Source organism: Bacillus sp. AK124 (genome assembly GCF_053903085.1).
Genome location: NZ_CP096378.1, coordinates 1,248,984 through 1,275,754, shown reverse-complemented (window position 1 = coordinate 1,275,754; position 26,771 = coordinate 1,248,984). Strand labels below are relative to the sequence as shown.

General features: G+C 47.6%; 27 protein-coding genes and 1 other annotated feature. Of the genes, 6 read left to right on the top strand and 21 right to left on the bottom strand.

Features of this window, described 5'->3' with window-relative positions; all coding sequences use genetic code 11:
* Nucleotides 1-279 precede the first annotated feature (279 nt).
* Complete coding sequence (locus M1E06_RS06420) at nucleotides 280-1,026, bottom strand: TrmH family RNA methyltransferase (protein ID WP_041817275.1); 747 nt, start codon at nucleotides 1,024-1,026, stop codon at nucleotides 280-282.
* A 118-nt stretch (nucleotides 1,027-1,144) separates the two neighbouring features.
* On the opposite strand from M1E06_RS06420, the gene sspI reads away from it, so the two are divergent.
* A complete protein-coding gene (gene sspI / locus M1E06_RS06415) occupies nucleotides 1,145-1,357 on the top strand; it encodes a small acid-soluble spore protein SspI (protein WP_023855460.1) in 213 nt (70 codons plus the stop codon).
* A 31-nt stretch (nucleotides 1,358-1,388) separates the two neighbouring features.
* On the opposite strand, the gene cstA is transcribed toward sspI, so the two are convergent.
* Nucleotides 1,389-3,185, bottom strand: coding sequence for a carbon starvation protein CstA (gene cstA, locus M1E06_RS06410; RefSeq protein WP_020452513.1), 1,797 nt, complete (start codon nucleotides 3,183-3,185; stop codon nucleotides 1,389-1,391).
* Nucleotides 3,186-3,384: 199 nt separating this feature from the next.
* On the opposite strand from cstA, the gene M1E06_RS06405 reads away from it, so the two are divergent.
* The 3 genes from M1E06_RS06405 to M1E06_RS06395 are packed head-to-tail and all read left to right on the top strand — an operon-like array spanning nucleotide 3,385 to nucleotide 5,903.
* On the top strand, nucleotides 3,385-3,978 hold the full coding sequence (locus tag M1E06_RS06405; protein ID WP_020452514.1) for a TetR/AcrR family transcriptional regulator: 594 nt from the start codon (nucleotides 3,385-3,387) through the stop codon (nucleotides 3,976-3,978).
* 10 nt (nucleotides 3,979-3,988) lie between these two features.
* Nucleotides 3,989-4,468: a PH domain-containing protein gene (locus tag M1E06_RS06400; protein WP_020452515.1), complete on the top strand. Its 480-nt coding sequence runs from the start codon at nucleotides 3,989-3,991 to the stop codon at nucleotides 4,466-4,468.
* Nucleotides 4,455-5,903, top strand: coding sequence for a PH domain-containing protein (locus M1E06_RS06395; protein ID WP_020452516.1), 1,449 nt, complete (start codon nucleotides 4,455-4,457; stop codon nucleotides 5,901-5,903). Before M1E06_RS06400 ends, M1E06_RS06395 begins: the two co-directional genes overlap by 14 nt.
* A 126-nt stretch (nucleotides 5,904-6,029) precedes the next feature.
* Here the strand turns inward: M1E06_RS06395 and M1E06_RS06390 are convergent, their stop codons facing one another.
* The 11 genes from M1E06_RS06390 to M1E06_RS06340 all read right to left on the bottom strand — a co-directional run bounded on the left by M1E06_RS06390 (nucleotide 6,030) and on the right by M1E06_RS06340 (nucleotide 18,633).
* Nucleotides 6,030-6,308, bottom strand: a complete 279-nt coding sequence (locus M1E06_RS06390; RefSeq protein ID WP_020452517.1) for a hypothetical protein — start codon at nucleotides 6,306-6,308, stop codon at nucleotides 6,030-6,032.
* 91 nt (nucleotides 6,309-6,399) lie between these two features.
* Complete coding sequence (arfA, locus tag M1E06_RS06385; RefSeq protein ID WP_020452518.1) at nucleotides 6,400-7,908, bottom strand: arabinosylfuranosidase ArfA; 1,509 nt, start codon at nucleotides 7,906-7,908, stop codon at nucleotides 6,400-6,402.
* A gap of 35 nt (nucleotides 7,909-7,943) precedes the next feature.
* Nucleotides 7,944-8,786 (bottom strand): carbohydrate ABC transporter permease, encoded by an 843-nt coding sequence (locus tag M1E06_RS06380; RefSeq protein WP_020452519.1) that lies wholly within the window; start codon nucleotides 8,784-8,786, stop codon nucleotides 7,944-7,946.
* Nucleotides 8,786-9,730: a carbohydrate ABC transporter permease gene (locus M1E06_RS06375; RefSeq protein WP_020452520.1), complete on the bottom strand. Its 945-nt coding sequence runs from the start codon at nucleotides 9,728-9,730 to the stop codon at nucleotides 8,786-8,788. The genes M1E06_RS06380 and M1E06_RS06375 overlap by 1 nt, the downstream gene beginning before the upstream one ends.
* Nucleotides 9,731-9,760: 30 nt before the next feature.
* Nucleotides 9,761-11,038: an ABC transporter substrate-binding protein gene (locus M1E06_RS06370; protein ID WP_095291053.1), complete on the bottom strand. Its 1,278-nt coding sequence runs from the start codon at nucleotides 11,036-11,038 to the stop codon at nucleotides 9,761-9,763.
* A 23-nt stretch (nucleotides 11,039-11,061) separates the two neighbouring features.
* Nucleotides 11,062-12,267 carry a sn-glycerol-1-phosphate dehydrogenase gene (locus M1E06_RS06365; protein ID WP_020452522.1) on the bottom strand — a complete coding sequence of 402 codons (1,206 nt, stop codon included), beginning with the start codon at nucleotides 12,265-12,267 and terminating at the stop codon, nucleotides 11,062-11,064.
* A 16-nt stretch (nucleotides 12,268-12,283) separates the two neighbouring features.
* Entirely contained in the window at nucleotides 12,284-12,970 is a 687-nt protein-coding gene (araD, locus tag M1E06_RS06360; RefSeq protein WP_020452523.1) for an L-ribulose-5-phosphate 4-epimerase, read from the bottom strand.
* 15 nt (nucleotides 12,971-12,985) lie between these two features.
* Nucleotides 12,986-14,677 carry a ribulokinase gene (gene araB, locus M1E06_RS06355; RefSeq protein WP_456270560.1) on the bottom strand — a complete coding sequence of 564 codons (1,692 nt, stop codon included), beginning with the start codon at nucleotides 14,675-14,677 and terminating at the stop codon, nucleotides 12,986-12,988.
* A 14-nt stretch (nucleotides 14,678-14,691) separates the two neighbouring features.
* Entirely contained in the window at nucleotides 14,692-16,173 is a 1,482-nt protein-coding gene (gene araA, locus M1E06_RS06350) for an L-arabinose isomerase (RefSeq protein WP_065643641.1), read from the bottom strand.
* A 259-nt stretch (nucleotides 16,174-16,432) separates the two neighbouring features.
* Nucleotides 16,433-17,395, bottom strand: a complete 963-nt coding sequence (locus tag M1E06_RS06345; RefSeq protein ID WP_023855472.1) for a glycoside hydrolase family 43 protein — start codon at nucleotides 17,393-17,395, stop codon at nucleotides 16,433-16,435.
* A gap of 152 nt (nucleotides 17,396-17,547) precedes the next feature.
* On the bottom strand, nucleotides 17,548-18,633 hold the full coding sequence (locus tag M1E06_RS06340) for a M42 family metallopeptidase (RefSeq protein ID WP_020452527.1): 1,086 nt from the start codon (nucleotides 18,631-18,633) through the stop codon (nucleotides 17,548-17,550).
* A 173-nt stretch (nucleotides 18,634-18,806) separates the two neighbouring features.
* On the opposite strand from M1E06_RS06340, the gene M1E06_RS06335 reads away from it, so the two are divergent.
* Nucleotides 18,807-19,208 carry a hypothetical protein gene (locus tag M1E06_RS06335; protein WP_023855473.1) on the top strand — a complete coding sequence of 134 codons (402 nt, stop codon included), beginning with the start codon at nucleotides 18,807-18,809 and terminating at the stop codon, nucleotides 19,206-19,208.
* 15 nt (nucleotides 19,209-19,223) lie between these two features.
* On the opposite strand, the gene M1E06_RS06330 is transcribed toward M1E06_RS06335, so the two are convergent.
* The 6 genes from M1E06_RS06330 to lrgA all read right to left on the bottom strand — a co-directional run bounded on the left by M1E06_RS06330 (nucleotide 19,224) and on the right by lrgA (nucleotide 22,198).
* Entirely contained in the window at nucleotides 19,224-19,487 is a 264-nt protein-coding gene (locus M1E06_RS06330; RefSeq protein ID WP_080131467.1) for a DUF1294 domain-containing protein, read from the bottom strand.
* A gap of 125 nt (nucleotides 19,488-19,612) precedes the next feature.
* A complete protein-coding gene (gene rplT / locus M1E06_RS06325; RefSeq protein ID WP_003184266.1) occupies nucleotides 19,613-19,972 on the bottom strand; it encodes a 50S ribosomal protein L20 in 360 nt (119 codons plus the stop codon).
* 32 nt (nucleotides 19,973-20,004) lie between these two features.
* A complete protein-coding gene (rpmI, locus tag M1E06_RS06320; RefSeq protein WP_003184267.1) occupies nucleotides 20,005-20,205 on the bottom strand; it encodes a 50S ribosomal protein L35 in 201 nt (66 codons plus the stop codon).
* Between the two features lie 17 nt (nucleotides 20,206-20,222).
* Nucleotides 20,223-20,741: a translation initiation factor IF-3 gene (infC, locus tag M1E06_RS06315; protein WP_116523372.1), complete on the bottom strand. Its 519-nt coding sequence runs from the start codon at nucleotides 20,739-20,741 to the stop codon at nucleotides 20,223-20,225.
* A 67-nt stretch (nucleotides 20,742-20,808) separates the two neighbouring features.
* Nucleotides 20,809-20,941 (bottom strand) — a sequence feature (ribosomal protein L20 leader region).
* Between the two features lie 136 nt (nucleotides 20,942-21,077).
* Nucleotides 21,078-21,761, bottom strand: coding sequence for an antiholin-like protein LrgB (gene lrgB / locus M1E06_RS06310; protein WP_075212766.1), 684 nt, complete (start codon nucleotides 21,759-21,761; stop codon nucleotides 21,078-21,080).
* Nucleotides 21,762-21,784: 23 nt separating this feature from the next.
* Nucleotides 21,785-22,198 carry an antiholin-like murein hydrolase modulator LrgA gene (lrgA, locus tag M1E06_RS06305; protein WP_075212767.1) on the bottom strand — a complete coding sequence of 138 codons (414 nt, stop codon included), beginning with the start codon at nucleotides 22,196-22,198 and terminating at the stop codon, nucleotides 21,785-21,787.
* 240 nt (nucleotides 22,199-22,438) lie between these two features.
* Between lrgA and M1E06_RS06300 the strand changes: the two genes are divergently transcribed.
* Complete coding sequence (locus M1E06_RS06300) at nucleotides 22,439-23,989, top strand: alkaline phosphatase D family protein (protein ID WP_026579093.1); 1,551 nt, start codon at nucleotides 22,439-22,441, stop codon at nucleotides 23,987-23,989.
* A 50-nt stretch (nucleotides 23,990-24,039) separates the two neighbouring features.
* Here the strand turns inward: M1E06_RS06300 and M1E06_RS06295 are convergent, their stop codons facing one another.
* Nucleotides 24,040-24,762, bottom strand: coding sequence for a LytR/AlgR family response regulator transcription factor (locus M1E06_RS06295; RefSeq protein WP_020452534.1), 723 nt, complete (start codon nucleotides 24,760-24,762; stop codon nucleotides 24,040-24,042).
* On the bottom strand, nucleotides 24,737-26,521 hold the full coding sequence (locus M1E06_RS06290; RefSeq protein ID WP_080131469.1) for a sensor histidine kinase: 1,785 nt from the start codon (nucleotides 26,519-26,521) through the stop codon (nucleotides 24,737-24,739). Before M1E06_RS06290 ends, M1E06_RS06295 begins: the two co-directional genes overlap by 26 nt.
* Between the last annotated feature and the right edge of the window lie 250 nt (nucleotides 26,522-26,771).

Below are 26,771 nucleotides of genomic sequence, written 5' to 3'. Positions count from 1 at the left end.
GGCCGTGGTACCACCCTTTTTTAAAACAAAGCAAAAAAGCTTTGCTGCTTACTTCATTGGCATAACGGAATGAATCCGGTTCACCTTTACACATCCCTCGAGAGACGCGGTCCCGGTGACAACTCAAGAGGTGAAGCGTTTTTCCGGCCTGCCATAAAAATGCTTGCAGTCTAAGGCATTTTCTCCCTAAATGGCGACATGTGAAAAAACGGAGCCTCTATCACTGTTTTTAAACATATTACATTCATTATAGTGAATTACATGATCCTGTGCAACCGGTTATCCGTGGAGATGATAAAGAAGGACCGCGGCTGCGGCCGCCACATTCAGCGACTCCGCTTTTCCGTAGATCGGAACGTACAGATTTTGGTCGGTCTGTGCGAGGAGATCCGGATCGACCCCAGATCCTTCGTTTCCGATCAAAAGCGCAAATGACTGCGACGGCTCCGCTTCTCTAAATGGCACGGCATCCTGCAGCGCTGTGCCGTAAACCGGGACGCTTTTTCCCTTTAGCTCTTCAATCAGCTCCGAAAGCTCGCGTTTTAAAATCGGAATGTGAAAATGCGAACCTTGAGCCGATCTGAGCGTTTTGGCATTGTAGGGGTCGACAGTGCCTTGTCCGATCACAACGGCATCGATCCCCGCCGCGTCTGCCGTCCGGATGATCGTCCCTAAATTGCCCGGATCTTGCACAGCATCCGCAAGCAGCAGCTTTTCGTATTGAAAAGGTCCACTTTCAGGCATTCGGCATACAGCGGCGACAGCCTGGGGTGTCTCTGTTTCGGCAATCGCCGAGAAAGCATCGTCGCTCAAAATATAGCGGGCAACAGACTCAGCAAGCGCGGCCGGGAAATCCGCTTCGTCTCGGACCATGATTTCTTTCACAACACCCGGTGTCTTCAGCGCTTCCTCAACGAGATGCTCGCCTTCTATTAAGAAAGTATTGGTTTTTGTCCGCTCTTTTTTCGTATGAAGTTTTTTCCAATCCTTCACTTTTTGATTTTTGGCTGATTCAATTCGTTTCAAATCGTTTTGACTCCTTTGTCTCGCAATAGTCACATTATATCTCATCAATGATACATAATAAACCCGAAAGCGAGGCAGAATATAGAAAATCAGATTTGATGAAATGGAGTGAAAAAAGATGGATTTGAATTTGCGCCATGCCGTTATTGCCAATGTATCAGGAAACTCGCAAGAAGAGCTTGAGCACACGATCGTCGATGCGATCCAAAGCGGTGAAGAAAAAATGCTTCCGGGATTAGGTGTGTTGTTCGAGGTCATCTGGCAGCACGCAACTGAATCGGATAAAACTGAAATGCTTGAGACATTGGAACAAGGATTAAAAACGAAATAAACCGGCGGCCTGAAACGGCCCCGGTTTATTTTCATCCTGGAATAGAAGGCTCCATCCGCAATGCCGGATCGCGCCAAATCTCCGTCCACTTTTTAATGGCAGCCGCCATGATCACCAGCCCCAGCAGCAGCATAATAATTGATAAAATGCCGTTTAAAACGCTGAAACCGGCAGCTTCCGCATTAAAATAAACGTTTTTGATCATCCAGTATCCCGCATAGTTGACCGTTACGTACAAATAAGCGAGCGGAATGAGACATGTCAGCATATAACGCCGTTTGTCCGCTATTTTTAAAATGACCGTCGCGCCGATAATTAAACCGACGGATGCCATCAGCTGGTTGGATACGCCAAACAGCGCCCAAATCGAGCTGATGTCGCCTGAATACAGCAAATACCCCCACATGAAACAGGCAACGGCGCTCGCTGCGACCGAACCCGGAAGCCAGTCCGTTTTTTTCAGCGGTTTGTACACTTCTCCGAAAAAGTCTTGAATCAAATAACGCGCCACCCTTGTACCGGCATCAATCGCCGTTAAAATAAAGACGGCTTCAAACATGATGACAAATTGAAAAAAGTAAGAGGCCAAATGGCTGAAAAACGGAATATCCGTAAAAATATAAGCCATGCCGACGGCAAGGGTAACAGCTCCGCCTGTTCTTCCTTCAAGATCGAGACCGATTTCGCGGCTGAGTTCAGGCAGGTGGACGACATTCATGCCAAGCGTCCGAAAGACTTCAGGCGAACTGTTGATGGCAAAATAATCGCCCGGCTGCAATGCCGTTGCCGCGATCAGCGCCATGATGCCGACAAGACACTCAACGAGCATCGCCCCAAAGCCGACGAATTTCATATCGCTCCACTTATCAAGCATTTTCGGCGTCGTGCCTGAACCGACAAACGCATGGAAGCCGGAAATCGCACCGCAGGCGATCGTAATTGAAATAAACGGCCAAACCGGACCAGGTGATACAGGTCCCCCTCCGCCCGTAAACTCGGTAAACGCCGGAAACGGAATCGCCGGATTGACGACGAACACCCCGGCAATCAAAGCGATAAACACCCCGATCTTCATGAAGCTGCTCAAATAATCGCGCGGCGCAAGCAGCAGCCATACAGGGAGCGCAGCTGCAAAAAATGCATAGACAGGAAGTGCGACAGCAAGCGTTTTCGTATCAAGCGTCAAGGCGTCTCCAAGCGGCGTTTCCGCGATGGACGGTCCGATGAAGACACCGGCCATCAGTAAAATAAATCCGCCGGTTGACGCTAATTTTAAGTTGCCTGTCTTTTTATAAAATAAACCGACCCCCATCGCGATCGGAATTGTAATCGCAACGGCGAACGTCCCCCACGGATTGCGTTCAAGCGCATGAAGCACAACCATCGACAGCCCCGCCATCGTGATCGTAATAATAAACAGCATCGCAAGCCCCGTGCAAAATCCCGCAACAGGCCCGAGCTCTTCTTTCGCCACTTCTGAAAGCGACTTTCCCTTCCTCCGCATGGACGCAAATAAAACGACAATATCATGCACGGCTCCCCCGATCACCGCTCCGATCAAGAGCCACAACAGCCCCGGCAAGTAGCCGAACTGCGCCGCCAAGATCGGCCCGACAAGCGGCCCCGCGGCTGCGATGGCCGCAAAGTGGTGGCCGAAAGACACCCATTTGTTCGTCGGCACATAATCTTTGCCGTCTTTCTGGAGATGGGCAGGAGTCGGCTTGTCATCATCAACCTTCAACACTTTCACCATCATAAATGTTCCGTACAAACGATAGGCGATCGCCAAAATACAGATGGAAGCGATCACAATTGTTATTGCATTCATCCAATTCCTCCCCCCTTTGTTTCTTTTTTAACATATCTCATATTTTTTGTAAGCGCAATCATCTTTTTCCGAAAAAAGACCCGGCCTCCATCTTCGCTTTTTATGACAGCTTCCTTTTGTTATAGACGAGCACCCGGACCTCTCAGTTTGATTTCATATTCTTATTGACACTTTAGCACGATCGTACTAAAATTGAGCCATGAATACGAAATCACAAAAAAGACAACTGCAAATTATTGAAGACGCTATTCAAGTGCTTGTGGAAGAAGGCTATGCGAATGCCTCGATCGGCAATATCGCGAAAAAGGGGGGAATCAGCAAAGGAGTCGTTACGTATCATTTTCCAAATAAAATGCAGCTTATGAAGGCTGTTGTTGAGTATTGCTACGGACTTGCAGCACCTTATATGGAAAAATTCATGGATGGTTCAGACAGTGCGCCGGCGACACTGCGCGCATACATTGAATCAAATCTCAGATTCATGTATGAACACCGGGCTTACGTGACCGCAATCATTGAGGTGGTATCCAACCTACGAACAGAAACCGGCGAGCTATTTTACCAGAATGAAGATGAATCAATATATGAGCCATTAGTTGAAATTTTTAAGTGGGGACAGGAAACAGAAGGGAGTTTCAGGCAGTTTTCCCCGCACATTATGGCCAGAACCGTCCGAAGCGTCATCGATTCTCTTGGGACCAAAATCGCAAATCAAGATATATCAGATAAGGAAGACATGATATCAGAAATTGTCGATACGTTCGATTATGCAACAAGAAAAATAACTAAATAGGGAGGCTATCGTGAACACTGGTGAATTTAAAAAATTGGACGGGAAAATTGTTGCTGTACGGAAGCTTGAAGGTGTGATCACTTTATGTGTGTATGCATCCATGATTCTGGCATTGCTATACTTTACTATCACATTCGGCTGGCCAAAATGGATATTGGCTGTCACATTATGTTTAGCTGTTGCCTCGGTACCGTTTGAACTTTATCTTTTGCCGAAGTGGAAATATCACTTGTGGCGATACCGCCTAAGTGAAGTAAGTATTCAAATCCATAAAGGGATCATTTTCAGACGAAAAGTATTAATTCCTATGGGGAAAGTCCAGCATGTCGAAGCAAAACAAGGTCCTATTTTAAAAAAGTACAATTTATATACAGTGACTTTATCAACGGCAGCCGGCAGCCACGACATTCTGGGATTGGCCGAAGGAACAGCCGATTCGATCCGCAAAGAAATTGAAGCCTATGCGAGGTTAAGCGATGAACAAGTCTGACACATTGATCAAACATCGTCTCCATCCGGTTTCCGTCCTTTACTTTATCGCTACAGCGATCAAAGAATTCTTTTCCTTTATTTGGTTATTTCCACTGCTCGTATTATGTATTCATAAACTAGGCGGTGACATTCCCGCTTTCCTCATCAATATCACTTTAGGCTCATGCCTTATCATGTCGTTTTTCGTGATTGGTGTATTAAAATGGCGATCATTTACCTACCAAATACATGAGAAAGCGATATATGTTGAATCCGGTTTGCTTGTCGTCAAGAAAAGATGGGTGCAGCCGGATCGTATACAATCAATTGATTCTGCGATTCGTGTATATGATCATTTATTTTCCACCCGGACTTTGACAATTGAACTTGCCGGAGGAGAAGAATCCGGCATCACACTCAGCTGCATTTCAAAAGAAGAAGAACAGCGCATTCGGACGGCTTTAAAAGCAGAAACAAAAGACAAGCCGAGCGAACATGCTGAAGACTCCATGTTTCAATTATCTAAAAGTAACCTCATTTTACACAGCCTGCTATCGCCTAAAGTCGGAATTGTGTTTACGCTGTTATTACTGGGATTGCTAAAATATATGGATATATCGAAAGAAGGAGACAGGGACACTTTGTTCACCTCCTTATCCGGCTGGTTCGGCCCCAACTGGATCATGATCACGGTGGTCTTGATGGCTATTCTATCATTCGCGCTTTCGCTATTACTCACATTTGCAAGTGATTTTCAATTCACATTAAGGAAAAATAGCAAAGGAGAAATTGAGATTGAGCAGGGCCTGTTTGAAAAGAAAAAACGAACGATCGGACAAGACCAGATACAGGCCATTCTCATCATTGAGCGTCCGATTCACCGATTCTTGGGGTATGCAGAAATCAAAGCTGTTTTGATTCGCAATCGTTCAAATGAGCAAAGCAGTAAAACCGTCACCCTACTTCCTTTTGTTAAAAAAGAAAAGGCCGAATCCATGCTTGAACCGTTTACCGGTTACCGCAAAGGAGGCCATCTGCACACGCTCACAAAGGAAGCGAAAATTCACTATATGGTTATGCCATTTATAGCCGGCTGTCTTTTTGCCATACCGATATGGCTGTTTGTACCTTCCGACTATCACAATCTGGCTGCAGTTCTGCCGCTCGGATTATTCAGCCTGGGGTGGATAGGGTATCGGATGATTGGCTGGAATCAAAGCAGCCGGTTTTTAACTTTGCAATACGGAATTTTATCCCGGAAAACGGCAATTATGAAACGCGGACGCATTCAATGGGCATCATTGAGCCAAACATTTATGCAAGAGAGAAAAAACTTAGCGTCAATTAAGTTGGCCGTTGCCTCAGGAAAAGAAAATATGAAGTTTTCGATCAGCCACATTCCAATAGAGAGTGCAGCAGATCTTTATCAACATGCCCTTAAAACAAAGGAATAATTTTCAAAACCACCCAAAACCCAGTTGACTAATAGGAATAATAAGAATAAAATAGACACATGCTTCATCTGCTGCCTTTTTTAAGGCGTAATTGGCGGGTATCATCGGATATCCGCCTTTTTTCTGTCAGCATAACGGAACGATAAAAAAATGAACGGCCATGACTAGACAGAAAGCGGCGATCCCTCCGATTCGATTGATGTTTGTTTTGACAAGTGAAGCTGAGAGATGGTGAGACAGCGAAAAAAACAATATGGTGCCGATCAAGATGACGCCCGCCTCTAAAAATGAGTGATTGAGAAACCGGGTCCGATCAAGGACCGCCGTGATAAACAGAAGCCAAAGGTATGCTATAAATGCGTACATCAAAAAGCAATATGCAGCCGAAAAAAACGACTTCATCATATCCCCCCTCCTGTTTTATAGTATTCTCCGACATAAATGCGCACACCTTTTCACACCTAAAAAAACCGGCACAGCGGCCGGATTTTTTAGATCATCTTTTTTTCATTCTGATCACATTCCAGGAAAGTTTCGGAAGGTGAGCCGTCAGCCTGCCGTCACATACTTTGGCGTCTCCGCCGCTGTGCGGAACGACGTTGTTGCGGTCTTTTTCATTCGTCGCTTTATGATCTTCGTGTTCCAGAACGATGTGCTCAGAGACACTGTACCCTTCAAAGCTTCTCATATCGGCTTCCATTTCAAGGCCGGCGTCAGTTGCGCGGTTGACGGCAAAAACAGTTAATTCTTCGGCTTCTTCATTGAAAACAGACACAGACTCCAGGTACGGCACATCCGTAAAGTCTTTCGCATCATACTTCGGAGACGATACCGCCGTCTGCAATACCGTTCCTCTGCCGTAGACGGAAGCGTGCATAAACGGATAGAAAATGGTCTGACGCCACGCTTCTCCGCCTTTGTCTGTCATAATCGGCGCGATGACATTGACAAGCTGAGCCAGACAGGCGATTTTCACGCGGTCGGCATGCTTGAGCATCGTAATCAGCATACAGCCGACGAGAAGCGCATCCTCAAAGTTGTAGATGTCTTCAAGAAGGTGCGGCGCTTTCGCCCAGCGTTCAGCTTCTTTGTCTTTTTCATTCGAGTGATACCAGACATTCCACTCATCATATGAAAGGTGAATCGTTTTCTTGCTTTTCTTTTTCGCTTTCATATAGTCGCAGACTGAGATGACCGTTTTGATGAAGTGATCCATATCCAGCGATCTCGCCAAATAGTTTGGAAGGTCATTGTCACGGTTGCCGTAATACGAGTGAAGCGAGATGTACTCGACGTGTTCGTACGTATGGTCAAGCACGGTCGTTTCCCAGTCGATGAATGTCGGCATTCCGCTTCCCGAACTTCCGCAGGCGACGAGCTCGATCGACGGGTCCGTCCATTTCATCACCTTCGCGGCTTCAGCGGCAAGTCTTCCGTATTCGGCTGCAGTTTTATGGCCGATTTGCCATGGACCGTCCATTTCATTGCCGAGGCACCATGTTTTAATTTTATGCGGTTCCTTATATCCGTGGGATTTTCTCAAGTCGCTGTAGTACGATCCTGACGGATGGTTGCAATATTCTACCAGGTTGCGTGCGGCATCAATTCCTCTCGTTCCGAGGTTGACGGCCATATTCACCTCTGCCCCGACAAGCTTTGCCCAATCCATAAATTCGTTCGTACCGATTAAGTTCGGCTCGGTTGTCGCCCACGCCAAATCAAGTCTTGTCGGCCGCTGTTCGACAGGACCGATCCCGTCCTCCCAGTTATAACCTGAGACAAAATTTCCGCCCGGATACCTGATAAACGGAACCTTCAGTTCACTGACCAATTTAATAACGTCTTTCCGAAAGCCAGATTCGTCAGCTTCAGGATGATCGGGCTCATAAATACCTTCGTAAACGGCTCTGCCGAGATGCTCGATAAAGGATCCGTAAATTCGCTTATCAACCTCTGCCACCTTATATTCCTTGTCAATCGTCATCTTCGCTTTGTGTGCAGTCATGTTAAATCATTCCTTTCAAGATGATATATAGTGGATCAGCCTTTAATTCCGCCCGCCGTCAAACCTGATATAAAGTACTTCTGGAAGAACAGGAAAATGAGAATCACGGGCAGAATCGCCAGCACAGAACCCGAAATCAACATGTCATAATTGTTCCCGTACGGACTGAGCAAAGCGGACAGTCCGATGGGGAGCGTAAACATTTCTTTCGATCGCAAAACGATCAGCGGCCATAAGAAGTTGTTCCAGCTGTTTAAGGATTGAAGAATGATCATCGCTCCAAATGCCGGCTTCATCAAGGGCGCCATAATCCTGAAGTAAATGCCGAACTCTGTGCAGCCGTCCATTCTCGCGGAATCAAGCAAATCTCTCGGCAGGCCGAGCGCATACTGTCTAAAGAAAAACACGGCGACAGGCGAGACGATAAACGGCAGAATCACACCGGCGTATGTGTCGACAATATGAAGAGAAACCGTCATTTTAAATAAAGGCAGCATGAGAATTTCGATCGGCACCATCATGATCAGGAGCACAGCTACAAACAAGAGATTTTTTCCTTTAAAGTCGTAGACGGCAAGCCCGTATCCGACCATTGAAGAAAACAAGAGCGTCAGCACGGTGGATATCACCACGAGAATCAAGCTGTTCGAAAACCATTGAAAATAAATGCTTCCTCCGTTAAACAAGTATGTGTAATTGTCAAGGCTCAGGATTTCAGGGCTCAGCTTTAAATTCAAGCCGAAGCGCAACAATTCCGAAGATGGTTTGAGCGAGCCGAGCACAAGGCAGAAAAGCGGAAACACAAACAAAAAGCTTAGTATCGCAAACAGCAGAAACAGAGCAACTTTCGCAATGTTGAGGCCTCTGGCAGGACGCATTAATAGCCCTCCTTTTTAAAAGATCCAGACAGCTTTAATGAAATGAGGCTGCAGATGAAAATGATGATCAAGAGCACGATGCCGAGCGCCGAGCCGTAGCCCATGTTGTTGTAGGCAAGCCCCTGCTGATAAATGTATCCGACCATCGTCAGGCCGATGTTGCCCGGAGAGTTGTTTTGCCACAGCACATAGCTTTCTTCAAACATCCGGAAGCCGCCGATGATGCTGATCGTCAGCACGTAGACGCTGACGGGCTTTAAAAACGGAAGCGTAATATGGTAAAACTTCTTGAACGTGCCTGCGCCGTCGATTTCGGCAGCTTCATATAATTCTTTCGGAACGTTCTGCAAGCCCGCCAAAAAGTACAGGACATTGATTCCCATCCATCTCCAGGATGCGAGCATCACCATTAAAAACATGCCGGTATGTTCGTTGTTCAGCCAGTTGTACGGCGAAGCTCCAAACTTAGCCAATATCGAATTCGCCAGCGATGTATCCATTTCTCCAAAAATCAGCCTGAAAATAATCCCCGCCACAATGGTTGACGTCAGAGCCGGGATGAATAAAGCCGATTTGAACACGTTTTTAAACTTTACGAGTTTAGAATCTAAAAAGACTGCCAGAATAAGAGGAACAGGTATTAAAATCAGCAATGTCCAAAAGGTGTATTTTACGGTGTTGAATAGTGCGGTATAAAATGTAGGATTGTTTAATGCTTGATAGTTCTCCGTCCCGATGAAGCGGACTTCCCCGGGGAGAATGCTTTGAAAGCTCATGATGACGACGCTGATAAGCGGATAAAGAAAAAATATGCAGAAGGAGAGTACAAAAGGTGCTGTGAAAATGTAGGGTGCGGCTTTTGCTGAATATAATAATCGTCTGATCTTTCTTTTTCTGCTCACCGGCGGAAACGAATGCACTGTATCTGTTTTAACAGTCTTCAAGTTATCGCCTCGCTTTACAGTAATGAAAGACTATTGCCCTTTCACTTCAGCTGCTGCTTTGTCCAATGCTTCTTTCGGTGTTTTGCTCTTCGTTTTGAGCGCTTCGTACAGGACGTTTCTGTTGACGAGATCAGAAGTCTTCGCATAATCCTCAGTAAGGTAAAGCGGATTGATCTCATCCTTTATGTCAAGAAGCACGGAAAAGATGTGTTGTCCGTTTTGAAAGTATTCTGTATATTGATTTGGTTTTTTCAATTCGTCCGAGTCCCACACATCCCATCTGAGCGGATCGAATCCGAGCACGGTCCACAGCTTGATGTTGCCTTCTTTCGATGCTTTGGCAAATTTCAAGAAATCCTTGGCCAGATCGACCTCTTTCGCCTGTTTTGGAATCACGGTGGCCGTTCCGCCCATTCCCGCTGAACGGTCTCCCCCTTCTTCCCATGCCGGCAACGGTCTGATCGCGATTTTCCCTTTCAAGTCAGGCATATAATCCAAAAAACGGCCCATATACCAGATCGGCATTAAGACAGACGCCGCGCCGCCTTGGTTCATAAACCCGTAGTATTCTTCACTGTGATGATTACCTCCGGGCGTTGTGACGGCAATTTTGTCTTTCTCAATTAAAGTCTTTAAAAATTCGAGCGTTTTTACGTTTGTCTCATTGTTTAATGTCAAACGCCCCTGCTCATCAAAGTAACCGGATCCCTGCTGGGAAACCAGCGGCAGAAATGAATTCGGATCGGTCGTTTCAATCGTTGTCATCGGCTTTCCGAGAGCTTTGACGACCTTTTTGCCCGCTTCCCTGTAATCTTCCCATGTTTTGATGTCGTCCGGATCAACGCCTGCTTTATTCATCATTTCCATGTTGTAATACATCACGGTTGTTCCGACATGTGTGTCAAGTCCGTAAAGCTTGCCGTTCTTGCTGTAGAGCGTCAGCCTCGCTTCAACAAACTTGTCGCGGTCGCCATCCACAAGCGGCGTTAAATCTGTAAGAGGAATGTCAGAGCCCTTCAAAAAGTTCGAATAGCGCCCCAGCTCAACATCGGCAATATCTGGAACCCCTTTCCCGGCTAAAAGCGAGATTGATAAATTGTCATGCATCTGTCCATACGGATACACCACTGTATTTAATTTGATTTTTCGCTCGGGATACTTTTTGTTCCATTCTTTCACCATCTCAGCATAAAACTGTTCATGAAGGCCGTTGAATGTCCAAAATGTCAATTCGGTGCCGTCCGCTTGATCAGAGGCTGGACTTGCCTTGCACCCCGATAAAAGCAGACATGCAGCGACCGTGACCATAAAGATAGATGAAAGGAACCTTTTCACATTTTAACCCCTTTCACGCCTGGTCCTTTGCCTAAAAGCCCCGGCAAAAGGCCGTATTGATTGATGATTTTCAGTCCTGTATACCGATCTCTGAGCTGATGGGCGTATGCGAGCGCTTCTCTCACCAGCTCTTCTTCAACATCGAGTTCTTTGAAAGATACAGGCCCGCCGATACGCCTCATCCACTCTGCCATTTTCTTACCGTCAGGAAGCTTTTCATAAACGGAGCGAATCGCTTGCTCAGCGTGTTGATCACCCAGGCTTGTACCGATAAGAGATCGGTAAATGTCAGTCAGCATGATGGCGCTGCAGCCGACTTTAGCACCGTGGAGCACTTGCCGCTTATTGTTCTCCAACGCTTTCATTTCAAGGTAGTGGGAAAGATGATGCTCGCCGCCGGAAGCCGGCCTTGAATGGTCGAGAACCAGCATGACAAGACCAGAAAGGATCAGTGATTCCATCAATTTCTTAATCCCATCACGCGTCTTGGCAGCGATGTCATCTTTTCGGTCAAGGCATTGATCAAGCGCTTCCCTCGTGAGCCGGCTGGCGGCCGGGCAATACGGCTCATCGGCAAGCAGGCGGGAAATTTCCCAATCCGCAAGCGACGTCTCCTTGCCGAGCATATCGCCAAAACCTGCGGCTATCATGTTCTGTGGCGCTTGACACAAGAGCTCCAAATCGGCAAAAAGCGCGATCGGCGCTGTCGTTTGAACCGTCTGTTTCTTTCCTTTTAAAATCAGCGGTGCGCCGGCTGAAGTAAAACCGTCAACCGACGGAGCCATAGGAACTGAAATAAACGGGATGCCGCGCTGATAGGCGCAAAACCTGACGATGTCGTGAATCGTGCCCGCTCCGGCTGCAATTAGTACATCCGCATCAATCGGTACACCGATCAATGCACTCACCAATGTTTGCTCATCCGCCGTCACATCGCCCGCTTCATTAGCTTCCAGCAGAACCTGAACTGTTTCAGCCGTTTCTTCAAGAAGAGCCGCAATCCGCTTACCGGCTATCCGTCCGGTCGTTTCATCATAAATGACAGCGGCTTTTTTATAGGAAGCCGATTTCACGAAAGCGGGCAATTCTTGCTCAACAGCTTTGCCGCCGATCGCGATTTTTTCGACTGTAAGCGGATGATGAACGGCTCCGCATTCGCACGCACCCAAAGTGTCTTTCACATAAGAGATCAAATCTTTCATTGACAGCTTCCCTCCTCTATTGGCCGTAATACGCGTCTGCCCCGTGCTTGCGAAAATAGTGCTTATCCTGCAAAGCGCTCTTAATCGGCTCAAGAGACGGATTCAGCATCAGGGAGCGGTACGCCATCTTCGCGACTTCTTCCAAGACGACAGCATTGTGTACGGCCGCCAAGGCGTCTTTCCCCCAGCAAAACGGCCCGTGATTGTTCACGAGAACGCCGGGCATCGCCAGGGGGTCCAGATGCCGGAACGTCTCGGCAATCACTTTTCCTGTATTCAACTCGTATTGACCTCTGATCTCCTCAGGATTCATTTCTCTTGTACACGGAATGTCACCGTGGTAATAGTCGGCATGAGTCGTTCCGAGTGACGGAATATCCTTCCCTGACTGCGCCCAGCTTGTCGCCCACGGAGAATGCGTATGGACGATCCCGCCGATCGACTGAAACTGCCGGTAAAGATAGAGGTGTGTCGGCGTATCGGAAGACGGCTTCAGATCCCCTTCTACAATCTCGCCGTCCATATTCAGAACCACTAAATCTTCGGCTTTCAAATCGCTGTATTTGACACCGCTCGGTTTGATGACGACCAGCTCATTCTCCCGGTCAATACCGCTGACATTTCCCCATGTAAAGGTGACAAGCCGGTATTCTTCAAGTTGCAAATTCGCTTTTAATACTTGTTCTTTCAAAGATTCCAGCACAGTTTTCTCCTCCCTTTAAGCCATCGCTTTACCGGTGTCAGAACTAATGGACTGGATGTTTTTCAATTTTTTAAGGCGTTTCATCACGTTGTTTTGCTTTCCGAAGTACGTGTAAAGTTCCTTGTATTCCGTATAAAGCCGATCGTATAAGGCAACGTTTTCAGGAATTGGTTTGTACGTTTGATCCTTGATCTTGCCCATATGTGCGACTGCTTCTTCGATATGGTCATAACCGCCGTTCACGCTTCCGGCCGCGAGCGCTCCGAATATCGCGGAACCTAAAGCCGGCGCCTGCGGAGATCCGGATATTTTGATTTCCATGTTGGTGACATTCGCGTAAATCTGCATGATAAACGGATTTTTTTCGGCGATTCCTCCTGCGGCATACAGCTCCTCGATCGGCACGCCGCTTTGTCTAAACGTTTCAATAATGATCCTCGTCCCGTAAGCAGTCGCTTCAACCAATGCACGGTATATCTCTTCAGGCTTAGTGGCAAGCGTCATACCGAGCAGCATGCCTGTCAGATCGGCATCAACGAGTGTTGAACGGTTTCCGTTCCACCAATCCAATGCAAGCAAACCGCTTTCGCCGATTTGGAGACGGTCAGCCTTTTGAGACAGCAGTTCGAATATAGAAATCCCTTCGGCTTCAGCTTCTTTCATATACGCTTCTGGTACAAAGTGTTGAATCAGCCAATGAAAATGGTCGCCGACGCACGATTGGCCCGCTTCATAGCCAACATAGCCTGGCAGAATCCCGTCTTCAACGACGCCGCACATTCCCGGCACCATTCTGACATCTTCACCGAGCAGCATATGGCAGGTAGACGTTCCCATGATCATCAGCATCTTGCCCGGCTCTGTGATGCCGACCGCCGGAACTGACACATGCGCATCAACATTTGCGACAGCGACCGCCGTACCAGCCAGAAGCCCTGTCTTCCCGGCCATTTCTTCAGTCAGTCCGCCCGCTTTTTCACCTACAGAATAAATATCCTCTGTTAATTTTTCGCGAACGATATTTTTCAGCTTCGGATGCAGGCTTGCGAAGAAATCATCGGAAGGATAGCCGCTTTTATTGTTCCAAATCGCTTTATAACCCGCTGTACAATTGTTGCGCTTTCTAGTTCCGCACAGCATATAGACGATCCAGTCGGCCGCTTCCATAATCTCGGCTGCAGCATCATAAATAACAGGCGCTTCTTCCACGATTTGCATCACTTTTGGAACGAGCCACTCGGAAGAAATTTTCCCGCCGTATGTTTGAAGAAAAGGTTCATTTCTTTCTTCCGCGATTTGATTCAAGCGATTCGCCTGCTCCTGTGCAGCATGGTGCTTCCAAAGCTTGACATAGCTGTGCGGTTCTGACGCATACTCTTCCCTCATGCAAAGAGGAGTGCCGTTCTCGTCAACGGGCAAAATCGTGCAAGCCGTGAAATCGATTCCGATGCCGATGATTTCTTTCGGATCCGCTTTCGACTGCTTTAAAAGGCTCGGAATTGTTTCCTCCAGCACTTCAATGTAATCAGCCGGATGCTGGAGCGCCCAGTCCCGCGGAAGTTTCCGCTTTGAGACGGGAAGCTCCCGGTCTATCACCCCGTGTGTGTACTCTTTGACAGCTGTCGCGATTTCCTCACCTGTCCGGACATCGACGAGAACAGCGCGTCCTGACAATGTTCCAAAGTCAACTCCGATTGTGTAAGGGATAAGCCTTCACCCCCTTAAAACTTGCGAAGCCGATATGCAGCTTCACTCCATTTAAGTTCATTGCGAAGATTTAATATCGTCGTATCGCGATTGATCAACACCGCTTCAATGCCTGACATTTCGGCCCAATCGAGCATCTGCTCGGCTGTCAGCTGATACGAAAGGCATGTATGGTGCGCACCGCCAGCCAAAATCCACGCTTCAGCCGATGTTCTCAAAGACGGCTGCGGCTTCCAAAGTACGCGCGCCACCGGAAGATTCGGCATATCATGCGGAACCTTCTCAGCTTCCACTTCATTGATGACAAGCCTGAAACGGCCGCCCAAATCGATGAGAGAGACATTGACCGCAGGGCCTGCAATTCCGTCGAACACGAGCCGCGCCGGATCGTCCTTTGCACCCATTGACAGCGGATGGACTTCAATTCTCGGTTTGTGATCGGCAATCGACGGGCACACTTCAAGCATGTGGGAGCCGAGAATCATTTCATTGCCCGGTTCAAAATGGTACGTGTAATCCTCCATAAATGACGTTTCTTTTCCGCCGGCCATCACTTTCATCATCCTGACGAGCGCAGCCGTTTTCCAATCTCCTTCTCCTCCGAAACCGTAGCCTTCGGCCATCAGGCGCTGAACGGCCAAACCTGGAAGCTGCTTCATACCGTGGAGGTCTTCAAAGGTTGTCGTAAAGGCCGTATAGCCCCCATTCGAAAGAAAGCGCTTTAATCCAAGCTCGATCCGCGCCTGCTCTTTGACGGATTCCCTTGCCTCTTCGCCTTCCGGCCACTCATAAAGCTCCTCATATTCGGAGATGAGCTCGTTCAGACTTTGTTCTGATACAGTATTGATCTCTGTGACGAGGTCGCCGATTCCATATCCGTCGACAGACCAGCCAAGCTGAATCTGCGCTTCAATCTTATCTCCTTCTGTTACCGCCACATTGCGCATGTTGTCCCCAAATCGGGCGACTTTGATATGACGGCTCTCAATATATGCGACCGCTGCGCTCATCCATTTGTCGATCGAGTGTTTGACGTCTCTATCTTCCCAATACCCGGCAATGACTTTTCGCGGAATGCCCAATCTAGCTCCGATAAAGCCGTATTCGCGGTCGCCGTGTGCAGACTGATTAATATTCATGAAATCCATGTCGATTCTATCCCACGGAATGTCCCGGTTAAATTGGGTATGAAAATGGAGCAGCGGCTTATTCAGCTCGGACAGGCCCGGAATCCACATTTTCGCCGGTGAAAACGTATGCATCCAGGTAATGATGCCCGCGCACTCCTCGTCCCGGTTCGCCTCTTCAAACAGTTTTCTGACGCCGTCCAGCGAAGTGGCCACCGCTTTGTACTTGACTTGAAACCTTAAATGTCCGTCATTTAATCCGTTGCAGATTATTTTGGAATGCTCTTCCACCTCTTGTACGGCCTTTTCTCCATATAAATGCTGGCTGCCTGTCACAAACCAAAATACATGCGTCTTTTTTTGAATCAAATAGCTTCCTCCTCTTCTTTAAGGTTTCTGTGTAAAGATTAGCAAACTATTAAAACGCTTACAAAAAAATATGGATATACCTTATTCTCAAACTTATCGCGACTATATGTACGTACAACTAAACTCAAAAACATATTTGTACGAACAACTTCATTATATCATTTTGAAAAAAACTGTCAATTTAATTTCCAGTGTGTTTTTTATTTTTTTTGACAGATTTCAGAACAAAAAAACGGGCGGAAAAATCGCCCGTCATCTGTTAATAAGTCGGCCACCCTTGGGAATCCCAGTACAAGTCGTTGATGAGCAGCTTCGATACACCATTGTCCAACGCGTCATAAGCGTGTCTGACAAGGATCGAGTTGTTCAGAACATCCTGATGTCCCGGCCCTTTCCAGCGGTCATTGCCGGAATCCAGGATCGTCCCTCCGCCGTTCATCATATTTTTGCCGCTTTTATCATAATAGGGTCCCGTAATGCTCGTTGAACGGCCGTACGCTATTTTATATGTGCTGTTCACCCCTTTACAGCAGCTGTCAAACGAGACAAATAAGTAATAGTAGCCGTCTTTGTAGGTAATGTTCGGCGCTTCAACCGCTCCGCCGTTATTCGGCCTTGAGGCGATCGAATACAGGCTTCCCGTCGGCTTCATCGTGTTTTTATCAAGCCTTGTCAGCTTGATGCCGGTCCAAAAGGAACCGAATGAGAGCCATGGATTCCCGTTATTGTCAATAACCAGATCAGGGTCAATGGCATTAAACTGATCACCGGATGTCGATCTGATGACCAGCCCGTCATCCCGCCATTGGCCGGATGAAATCCGGTCTGTCGATGCGAGTCCTATCGCTGATGTGTTTGAACCGAAAGACGATACAGAGTAATACAGCCAATACCGGCCGTTATAGTAGCTGATATCCGGCGCCCACTGATGCGGTTCATGATTTGGTACGTACATCTTCCACCAGGACAATGGAGCTGGAAAAATACTCGGGGCAGCACTCCAGTTTCTGCCGTCGGTTGACTTAATGACACGCAGCCCTGTACCGAGCCCGGTTCCAAATGTATACCACGTATTTCCCTCTTTAATGATGGAAGGGTCATGGATGAAATTGTCCCCCTTTGTGTCCCAAAACGCAGCCTTGCCTGATTCAGGCATCAAAAAAGCCAGCAGCAGTCCGAACATCAATCCTGTCAAAGACATTCTCCGCAACACATTTTTCATTCAAATCACACTCCTGTTCTTGTAAATGAAAAAACAATGCCTCCCTTTCTTTGTCAATTTTTCGAACAATGTTTATATATGTAAACGCTGTCTTTGACATTACAAAAAAAAGCTGACAGCTTATAAAATAAGCCTGTCAGCCACATCTTTCATCAGTCAAACGTAATATTTTGAACCGTCTCTTTATCCAATCGCTTAATCACTTCGGTAATTAATTTTACCGCATGTTCATAGTCATCCCGGTGAAGCATGGCTGCGTGCGTATGGATATACCTTGTCGCGATCGTGATCGACAGAGCAGGCACTCCGTTCGCGGTAAGGTGGATCGAGCCCGAATCTGTTCCTCCACCTGAGAGGGCGTCAAATTGATACGGAATGCCGGCTTCATCTGCAACATTCGTGACAAAGTCGCGAAGCCCTTTATGAGACACCATTGAAGCGTCATAAAGGATGATCTGCGGGCCTTTTCCCATTTTGCTTGTCGACTCTTTTTCCGTAATACCCGGCGTATCACCCGCGATTCCCACGTCAACACCGAAAGCAATATCAGGCTTGATCGTATGCGCGGCGGTTTTCGCGCCTCTCAGTCCGACTTCTTCCTGTACGGTTCCGACGCCGTAGACGACATTCGGGTGATCCGCTCCTTTCAGGTTTTTCAGCACATCGATCGCGATCGCGCAGCCGATACGGTTGTCCCATGCTTTGGCAAGCAGCATTTTTTCATTATTCATCACCGTAAATTCAAAGTAAGGAACGACCTGGTCTCCCGGAAGAACGCCCCACTCCATCGCTTCCTCTCTGTTCGACGCTCCGATATCGATAAACATATCTTTAATATCCACCGATTTTTTTCTTGCCTCCTGAGACAGGACATGAGGAGGTTTTGAACCGATGATACCGGTGATGTCGCCTTTCTTCGTCACGACCGTCACACGCTGCGCCAGCATGACCTGGCTCCACCAGCCTCCAACCGTCTGAAAGCGGAGATAACCCCTGTCATCGATCCGCGTAACCATAAAACCGACCTCATCAAGATGGCCGGCAATCATAATCTTCGGTCCGTCAGCCTGTCCGGTCTTTTTAGCGATTAAGCTTCCCAGTCTGTCTGTCGTAACCTCGTCGGCAAACGGTTCTATGTACGATTTCATGACTTGTCTGGGCTCTTTTTCATTTGCAGGAATTCCTTTTGCATCTGTTAATTCCTTTAGCATCGTCAATGTTTCATCAAGTTTTGCCATCTCTATACAGCCTCCTTAATTAACCCTCATTTACTATTATACAGAAACATACCTTTTCAATACGACCAATATTCTGTACAGCTTTTTTGGTTAAAAAATGAAACCTTGCGGGAACTGGTTCGTATATATTGGGATATACTCAAAATTACGTTCAAGGGAGGTTCTGTTTTAACATGATTGTCATCATATTGAGACTGGCTTTGCTGGCGCTTTTGGTTTACGTCGTGTACAGGGCCGTTCAATTTTTGGGGAGTCCGGACAGAAGGCTGAAATCAGCACAGGCCAAAAAACACTTTTATTTTTTGGACGAACAGAAAAATGCACGCAAAAATCTCAAGCTGACATTTAAAGGCGTGCTTTTCGAAGGAGAAAAACACATTCCTTCAAAAGACCATCCGCTGTTCATCCATACGATTTTTGTATGGACGGAAGCGCCTGAAGAAAAGCTCAGCTCTTTCACGGAAGAAGACTTCGCAGAATTGGAAGAAAACATTAAAGCCCACTATCCCGATTGCAAAATCGACTGGGATTCGAACATTCAAAAGTGGAGAAACAAAAAAGCAGAAGAGCAATAAGCCTCGTCTGCTTTTTTAATTCATCATATAAAAATAGGTCAAAACGGCTTGCACGGCCAGCAAAAAAGGAATGCCAAGCCTGAAGGAAAGGTGTTTTGTCTTATGTCTGAACCGCATCATCCCGAACCAGACGCCTGCGGATCCGAAAGCGGCCGCAACGAGCCGGATGCGGCGCTCAGATACCCTCCATTTCCCAGTGACCGCTTTTTGCTTGTCTGCTTTCATTAAGAAAAAGCCGTATCCGTTTATGAGGATCGCGTAAATCCATATGAGAGTCATATTGTTCATTTCTCCTTGTTTCGCGGTTGGGAGCTTGCGGCGGCCGGTCTCACGAACCGTTTCACATCCCGCGCGAGGGAACTTCTAACAACAAAAGAAAAAGGCCGGGTTCCGGCCTTTTTCAATTATTTATTCAATTGCGCTTTAGCAGCGTCTGCAAGCTGATTGAATGCGTTCAAATCATTTACAGCAAGGTCAGCAAGCATTTTGCGGTTTACTTCGATACCGGAAAGCTTAAGACCGTGCATCAAACGGCTGTAAGAAAGACCGTTCATGCGTGCTGCAGCATTGATACGAGTGATCCACAGTTTGCGGAAATCGCGTTTTTTCTGACGACGGTCACGGAAAGCGTAGTTTCCTGATTTCATAACCTGCTGGTTAGCTACTTTATATAATGTATGTTTTGAACCAAAATAACCTTTTGCTAATTTGAGAACCTTTTTACGACGTTTGCGTGTAACAGTTCCGCCTTTTACTCTTGGCATTAGATTTCCCTCCTAATTATACCTTTTCCGAATTACTTAATGTTGGCAAGCTGCTGCTTGATGCGTTTGAAATCGCCAGCGCTTACGACTGCGCTTTTGCGAAGCTTGCGCTTTTGTTTTTGAGATTTATTTGCGAACAAGTGACTTGTATATGCATGAGAACGTTTCAGTTTCCCGGAACCTGTCTTTTTAAAACGTTTCGCAGATCCGCGGTGAGTTTTCATTTTTGGCATGGATGTTTCCTCCTTAATTACTTTTCAGTTTTAGGCGCGAGCACCAAGAACATGCTGCGGCCGTCCATTTTCGGCTTCGTTTCAACAGTCGCCACTTCCGCGCAGGCTTCTGAGAAACGGTCCAGCACGCGCTGTCCGATTTCTTTGTGCGTGATCGCACGGCCTTTAAAGCGGATGGACGCTTTCACTTTGTCCCCTTTTTCCAGGAACTTGATGGCGTTGCGAAGCTTTGTATTGAAATCATGTTCTTCAATACCAGGGCTCAGCCGAACTTCTTTTAAGTTAATGATTTTTTGATTTTTGCGTGCTTCCTTTTCCTTCTTCTGCTGCTCGAATCTGTACTTTCCGTAGTCCATGATCCGGCATACAGGCGGTTTTGCATTCGCTGCAACCAACACAAGGTCAAGATTTGCGCGACCCGCAATTTCCAGTGCTTCCTGGCGGGATTTGATCCCAAGCTGATCGCCATTTTGTCCGATCAAACGAACTTCACGCGCACGGATACCCTCATTAACCAATTGATCTTTGCTAATAATGAGCCACCTCCATAGAATCTTTGAATTGATTTCACACCTCATTTTGACCGTTTCTTTGCATTCCACAGGCAAACAAAAAGTGCGGGCATCGAAACACCCACACTGCGAACATTGCATAGAAAAATAAGAAATGTACGTTTAACCTGCCAACTACAAGAATGTGTCAATCAGGTGAGAAGCGGGTGCTTCTGCTTGTTGATATATATTCAATTCATTATCCATCTTACATAAACAAATCCTGCAAGTCAAGATATAAAATTTATCACAACATTTGCTATTATATCAGGACACATTTGAAATAGCAATGGCTATTTTTTTATTTTTCTTTCACCGGCTCTATCCGCCGATCATTTGGACACATAACGGAACGACAAACACGGTCACGACGCCGACGACGACAACTGCAATACTCGCCATTGCCGCTTCGACTTCCCCCATTTCAATTCCGACGGCGACGCCGAGGGCATGTCCTGATGTTCCGAGCGCCAACCCTTTGGCGATCGGATGCTGCACTTTGAAGATCTTCAAAAAAAGCGCGCCAAGCGCATAGACGATCACTGCGTTAAAGATGACGGCGAAGGCCGTGATATCTTGAATGCCGCCGATTCCTTTTGATAAAGGAAGCGCAATCGCGGTCGTGGCGGCCTGAGGCAGCATGCTTTTCATGACGGCTCCGTCAAGATGGAGCGCGTTTGCGATCAGATAGACGACAGCAACCGAGCAGACAGAGCCCGCAATAATGGCGCCAAGGATTTGCAGCCAATATTTTTTCAAGCTTTCCACCTGTTTGTATAAAGGAATGGCGAACGCAATCGTGGCGGGCTCCAAAAAGAACTTAATGATGTCTCCGCCGCTCTTGTAGTCCTCATATGAAAAACCACCGATTTTTAAAAATGCAATCCCAAGAATCATCGCGACAAACAGAGGCGTGAACAAGAAAAAACCATTTGATTTTTTAAATAAAAAAGTGCCGATGCCAAATGCGGCCAGTGAAACGACGATACCGAAATAAGGTGTCATAGCGTTAATAACCTCCTATTGATTCAAGAAGCTGTTTTTTTGGCTGATTCAACCCGGTTGTCCTGACGGTCCTTTTTGCTTGCAGACAGGATGAACTGTGAAAACAAGCCTGTCGCTGCAAGCAGAATGACGGTGGCCAGGAAAATCACGAGGACGATCGGCAGCCCGTATTTCTCCATGACACCGAGCGAGTTCATCACTGATATACCCGACGGAACGAATAAAAAACCGATCAGCGAAGTGAGCGCCGTGCCAAGCGATTCGACTTGTTCCAGCTTCAGCACGTTCGCACACAGCAATGCAAACAACATCACCAAGCCGATGACAGACGGAGGAATCGGGATGGGCAGAATCGCGGCGATTCCGTTTGAAACAAACATAATAACAGCAAAAATAAATGCCTGAGTTAAAAAGCCATATTCTTTTTTCCCCTTCATTTCGTTCACCTCTTTGGCTGTGTTGGGTTCATTATATAAAAAGGCCCCGGCCAAAAAAGCGTTTTCAAAATAACTTGCCGGATACCGCCCTTCAATTGCAGAAACGGGACGCTGAAATGCAAATTATTCTTCCGGCTTTGCACATTCTTCACAATTATTTAAATTCCAGAATGTGCTAATGGAGCAAAACAGATCGTATAGTGGTTAATGAGAAAACGATTGATGAGGAGGCTCTGACTCATGAACCATTCAAGAGGAGGGCGCTTTGTTCCGGCTGGCGAATTCGCATCTTTAGCAAGACGCGGCCTGATGCCTGAAGACGCTTCGATCGCCGCCGGCGCGCCCCGATTTGCAGATTATCCATTCAAGCTTGGAGTGGCTTCAGGTGACCCGCATCCCGACGGGGTTGTCATTTGGACGAGGCTTGCCCCCGATCCGCTTGCCGAAGACGGTTTAGGGGGAATGCCCGGCAGAGCCGTCCCTGTTCAGTGGGAAGTAGCCGAAGATGAACATTTCCGCAAAGTGGTGAAGCGCGGGACCGTCTCAGCGCTCGCTGAGCTCGCCCACTCCGTTCATGTTGAAGTGAACGGCTTAAAGCCGGGAAGCTATTATTGGTACCGGTTTAAAGCGGGACGGGAAATCAGCCGGACAGGCCGTACAAAAACAGCGCCTTCCCCGCACGCCGACATCAAGGGAATGTCGTTCGCTCTCGCCTCGTGCCAAGCTTGGTACCACGGATATTTTACAGCTTACCGGCATATGGCCGAAGACCATCCGGACGTTGTTTTTTTCCTCGGAGACTATATTTACGAATATGCCATTAATGCTAAAAATCTTTTCCGCGATGTGACTTTATCTGCTGCCCATAACGCAAAAACCGTCACGCTCAGCCAATACAGACTCAGATATTCTCTTTTTAAGACAGACCCGGACCTCCAGGCCATTCATGCGCTGGCTCCCTGGGTTGTGACGATGGATGACCATGAGGTCGAAAACAATTATGCCGGCATCCATTCCCAATACAACACATCTCCGGACGATTTTCTCCGGCAGCGCGCAGCGGCGTACCAAGCTTTCTACGAAAATATCCCGATCCGCAGCACATCGATTCCAAATGGGCCTGACATGCTGATGTACAGGCGGTTCCGCTATGGAAACCTGGCTGAATTCAATGTTCTGGACACCCGGCAGTACCGCAATAATTTTCCGGCAAATGAGGCCGAACGACTTGAGCCGTCACGCTCCATACTCGGATTTGACCAGGAGCGCTGGCTTTTTAACGGCTTGAGCCGGTCTGACACGGTGTGGAACTTTTTAGTCCAGCAAGTCGTCCTGGCTCAAATCGACCGCGATACAGGCCCCGGAGTTGAGTACAGCACAGACCAGTGGGACGGTTTTCCCGCTTGCCGCGACAGGCTTTTTTCCGCATACAAGGCATACGGCATCCAAAACCCCGTTGTGCTGACAGGAGATATTCACAGACATGCCGCTGCCGACTTAAAGGAGAACTTCGACGATGCGGGTTCAGCGACAATCGGAACCGAGCTGATCACAACTTCGATATCTTCAGACGCTGACGGCAGCGAGACCGATTCATTGGCGCCGATCTGGCTCGGAAACCCGCATGTCAAACTGTACAATGCGCAGCGCGGTTATGTTCGCTGCCGCTTGACGCCCCGGCAGCTTGAAGCCGACTTTCAGGTTCTTCCTTATATCACACGGCCCGGCGCCCCAGTCTCAACTTATGCCACATTCTCCATAGAAGCGGGACGGCCCGGGCTTCAGCGCTAAAAAACGGCGGTGAATGACGAATTCAGTCTTTCACCGCCGCTGATCATTTTTTACACCATATGCAGCCGTTTTTTCAGCTCTTTCGCGTATGTACGGCTGACAGGAATCGTGGAGCCGTCTTTCATCAGGAGGTTGTATGTCGAATTGAACCAGGGTTTGACTTCTTTAATATGATCCATATTTGCGAGAAAGCTTCTATGCACCCTGATCAACGCCGTCTGTGAAAGCTTTTGTTCGAGAACGACTAATGTATCGTGAACCGTGTATGCCTGATCAAAGGTTTTCACTGTGACGTGTCCGTCTTCTAACCCGGCGTATACGATTTCGTCCGGATCGAGAATGACGATCGCTTCGTCAATGCTGAGAGCCAGCCTGTGGCGGCCCGCAAGCTGCTGCCCCTCCTGATGGCCGGGACGCATCCTTTTATATTTTTGGATCGTCTGTCTGATTCGCTCCTCATCAAACGGCTTTGTCAAATAATCGACCGCATCCACTTCAAATGCTTTCAGCGCATATTCATCATAAGCGGTCGCAAAAACGACAGCCGGAGGCGCCGACATTTTTTTCAGCCGCTTCGCAATGTCAAAACCGTTCTCCCCAGACAAATCGATGTCCAAGAAAAGAATATCGGGTTTGTGATCCGCCATTTTGTCAAACGCTTCTTCGATATGTTCAGCTTCATCGACCGCAACCACTTCTTCGGTCTGCTCTAATAAATATCTAAGCTCGTCTCGCGCAAACATTTCATCATCCACGATTAATACCTTGAGCATCTCTGTTCCCCTCTCTTTCGGTTTGATAAGGAATCTTAAAGGATATCTCTGTTCCTCTATCAGGTTCGCTGGCAAGCTCGAGGGCAGCCTGGTGCCCGAACAAACCGGTAAGCCGCTGATTCACATTGTAAAGCGCCGTCCCGTTCCCTTCTTTTGAAGGTGCGGGCGCCTGTCCCAGCTGTCCAAGCAGCTCGGGATCAATTCCCCTGCCGTTGTCTGACACCTTCATCAAAACGCCGTCCTGCTCTCTCACAGCGCATACTTTTACCGTGCATACCTTTTGTTTTCTCGGGAATGCATGGCGAAGCGCGTTTTCAACAAGCAGCTGCAATATAAATGGAGGAATTTCCATGCTTTCAAGACCGTCCTCGATATGAAAATCAATATGATACTTGCCAGGGAACCGGGCCTGCTCCAATGATAAATAGGCTTCCAGGTGGTTCAGCTCTTTTGAGAGCGGAATCATCAGCTGCCTGGCTCCCTGCAGATTGGAACGAAAATAAACGCTCAACTGCAGGAGGAGTTTCCGCGTTTTTTCGGGATCTGTCCTGCACAGAGCAGAAATCGTATGGATGGCATTAAATAAAAAGTGCGGATTGACCTGCGCTTGAAGCGCCTTGATTTCGGCATCTTTCAAAAGCTTGCTTTGCAGCTCAGCCTCACCGAGTTCTAGCTGAGTGGAAAAAAGCATGGCAAGCCCTTCGGCGAGCTCTTCCGTCACACGGTTAAGACCGGATGGATGCTTAAAGTACAGCTTCAGCGTGCCGATTGTTTCGCGGTTGGAGAAGAGCGGCAGTACGATCGCCGCCTGCAGCGGACAGGAACGGTGCGCACACTCGATTTCATCGCGCGACTTCACTTTCATGACCTTTCCGGTTTGAATGACTTTTTTCGATAAACCGGTGATCAGATTTTTCGAAGGAATATGATGATCTGCTCCATCTCCGACATGAGCGAGAATGTTCTCTCTGTCCGTAATCGATACGGCATCCGTCCCCGTCATCCGGTGAATAATGAGAGCGGCGCTTTTGCAGGAATCCTCATTCAGTCCCCGGCGGAAAAAAGGAAGCGTCTGATCCGCTATCGAAAACACCTTATGGGTCTGAACGGCCCGCGCCTGTTCCTCTTTGCGGATAATAGACTGAATGATCGATAGAAAAATAAAGCTGCCCGTCCCGTTGACAATCATCATCGGAATGCCGATCATCTGAACAAGCGCAATAGCCTCAGCCTGCGGTTTTGCAAGTACGAGAATCATCAGCATCTGCAGACCCTCCATACAAATACCCGCCAGAGCGGCTACCCTTGGTGTCACCATCTGATGCCGTTTCCTGAAAAAGCTGCCGATATAACCGGCGATGACGCCAGCCAACAGTGAAGAAACCGCACAGCTCAAAGCTGTCGTCCCTCCCAGTGAAAAACGGTGAATGCCTGACAATAGCCCGACACCCGCTCCGACAAACGGCCCTCCGATCAGACCGCCGATTTCGACACCGAGAATTCTCGTATTGGCAATCGAGCTTGATGGATCGATCGCAAAAATCCAATCATTGTTCAAAATCTTATGTTCCCGGATTTCAATGCCTGTATAGTTGCTGATGATGCTGAACAGGGAAAAAATGAAGATGAGAACCCCTTTTCCCTTATACCCTTCCGGATGCTGGAGGTGCTGACGGAACACCTTCATATGGGCCAACATAAAGCCCAGGATAACGATGATCCCCACTCTCTCCAGCATCATGATCATGAGTTGAATCATGTACTTCCCCTTGCTTTCTTTCTGTATCGGAATTTGCTCTTATTCTATCATACCTCTTTTTATTCACACTTTGACGCGGCATGCTTTACAAAATAAAAAAGGCAGCAAACAATTGCTGCCTTCAGATTGTTGACAAAATCCCAAAACGACTTTTTGTTTTGGGATTTTGTCATCCTTTCAGCGTGATTGAAAACCCTTGCAGTCTAGGAAGGCCGAGCATCGGAGCGGACTTTCACAGGAGGTGATGACG

Bases quoted from the DNA above. Each gene is read 5' to 3' on its own strand.
- arfA (WP_020452518.1), bottom strand. From the start codon at position 7,908: ATGACTGCACACAAAGCGAAGATGACGATTGACAAGGAATATAAGGTG.
- M1E06_RS06370 (WP_095291053.1), bottom strand. From the start codon at position 11,038: ATGGTCACGGTCGCTGCATGTCTGCTTTTATCGGGGTGCAAGGCAAGT.
- lrgA (WP_075212767.1), bottom strand. From the start codon at position 22,198: ATGAAGGGGAAAAAAGAATATGGCTTTTTAACTCAGGCATTTATTTTT.
- lrgB (WP_075212766.1), bottom strand. From the start codon at position 21,761: ATGACACCTTATTTCGGTATCGTCGTTTCACTGGCCGCATTTGGCATC.
- M1E06_RS06300 (WP_026579093.1), top strand. From the start codon at position 22,439: ATGAACCATTCAAGAGGAGGGCGCTTTGTTCCGGCTGGCGAATTCGCA.
- M1E06_RS06340 (WP_020452527.1), bottom strand. From the start codon at position 18,633: ATGGCAAAACTTGATGAAACATTGACGATGCTAAAGGAATTAACAGAT.
- M1E06_RS06335 (WP_023855473.1), top strand. From the start codon at position 18,807: ATGATTGTCATCATATTGAGACTGGCTTTGCTGGCGCTTTTGGTTTAC.
- M1E06_RS06345 (WP_023855472.1), bottom strand. From the start codon at position 17,395: ATGAAAAATGTGTTGCGGAGAATGTCTTTGACAGGATTGATGTTCGGA.
- rpmI (WP_003184267.1), bottom strand. From the start codon at position 20,205: ATGCCAAAAATGAAAACTCACCGCGGATCTGCGAAACGTTTTAAAAAG.
- M1E06_RS06365 (WP_020452522.1), bottom strand. From the start codon at position 12,267: ATGAAAGATTTGATCTCTTATGTGAAAGACACTTTGGGTGCGTGCGAA.
- M1E06_RS06380 (WP_020452519.1), bottom strand. From the start codon at position 8,786: ATGCGTCCTGCCAGAGGCCTCAACATTGCGAAAGTTGCTCTGTTTCTG.
- sspI (WP_023855460.1), top strand. From the start codon at position 1,145: ATGGATTTGAATTTGCGCCATGCCGTTATTGCCAATGTATCAGGAAAC.
- M1E06_RS06295 (WP_020452534.1), bottom strand. From the start codon at position 24,762: ATGCTCAAGGTATTAATCGTGGATGATGAAATGTTTGCGCGAGACGAG.
- M1E06_RS06395 (WP_020452516.1), top strand. From the start codon at position 4,455: ATGAACAAGTCTGACACATTGATCAAACATCGTCTCCATCCGGTTTCC.
- M1E06_RS06290 (WP_080131469.1), bottom strand. From the start codon at position 26,521: ATGATTCAACTCATGATCATGATGCTGGAGAGAGTGGGGATCATCGTT.
- rplT (WP_003184266.1), bottom strand. From the start codon at position 19,972: ATGCCAAGAGTAAAAGGCGGAACTGTTACACGCAAACGTCGTAAAAAG.
- M1E06_RS06330 (WP_080131467.1), bottom strand. From the start codon at position 19,487: ATGACTCTCATATGGATTTACGCGATCCTCATAAACGGATACGGCTTT.
- M1E06_RS06405 (WP_020452514.1), top strand. From the start codon at position 3,385: ATGAATACGAAATCACAAAAAAGACAACTGCAAATTATTGAAGACGCT.
- M1E06_RS06390 (WP_020452517.1), bottom strand. From the start codon at position 6,308: ATGATGAAGTCGTTTTTTTCGGCTGCATATTGCTTTTTGATGTACGCA.
- cstA (WP_020452513.1), bottom strand. From the start codon at position 3,185: ATGAATGCAATAACAATTGTGATCGCTTCCATCTGTATTTTGGCGATC.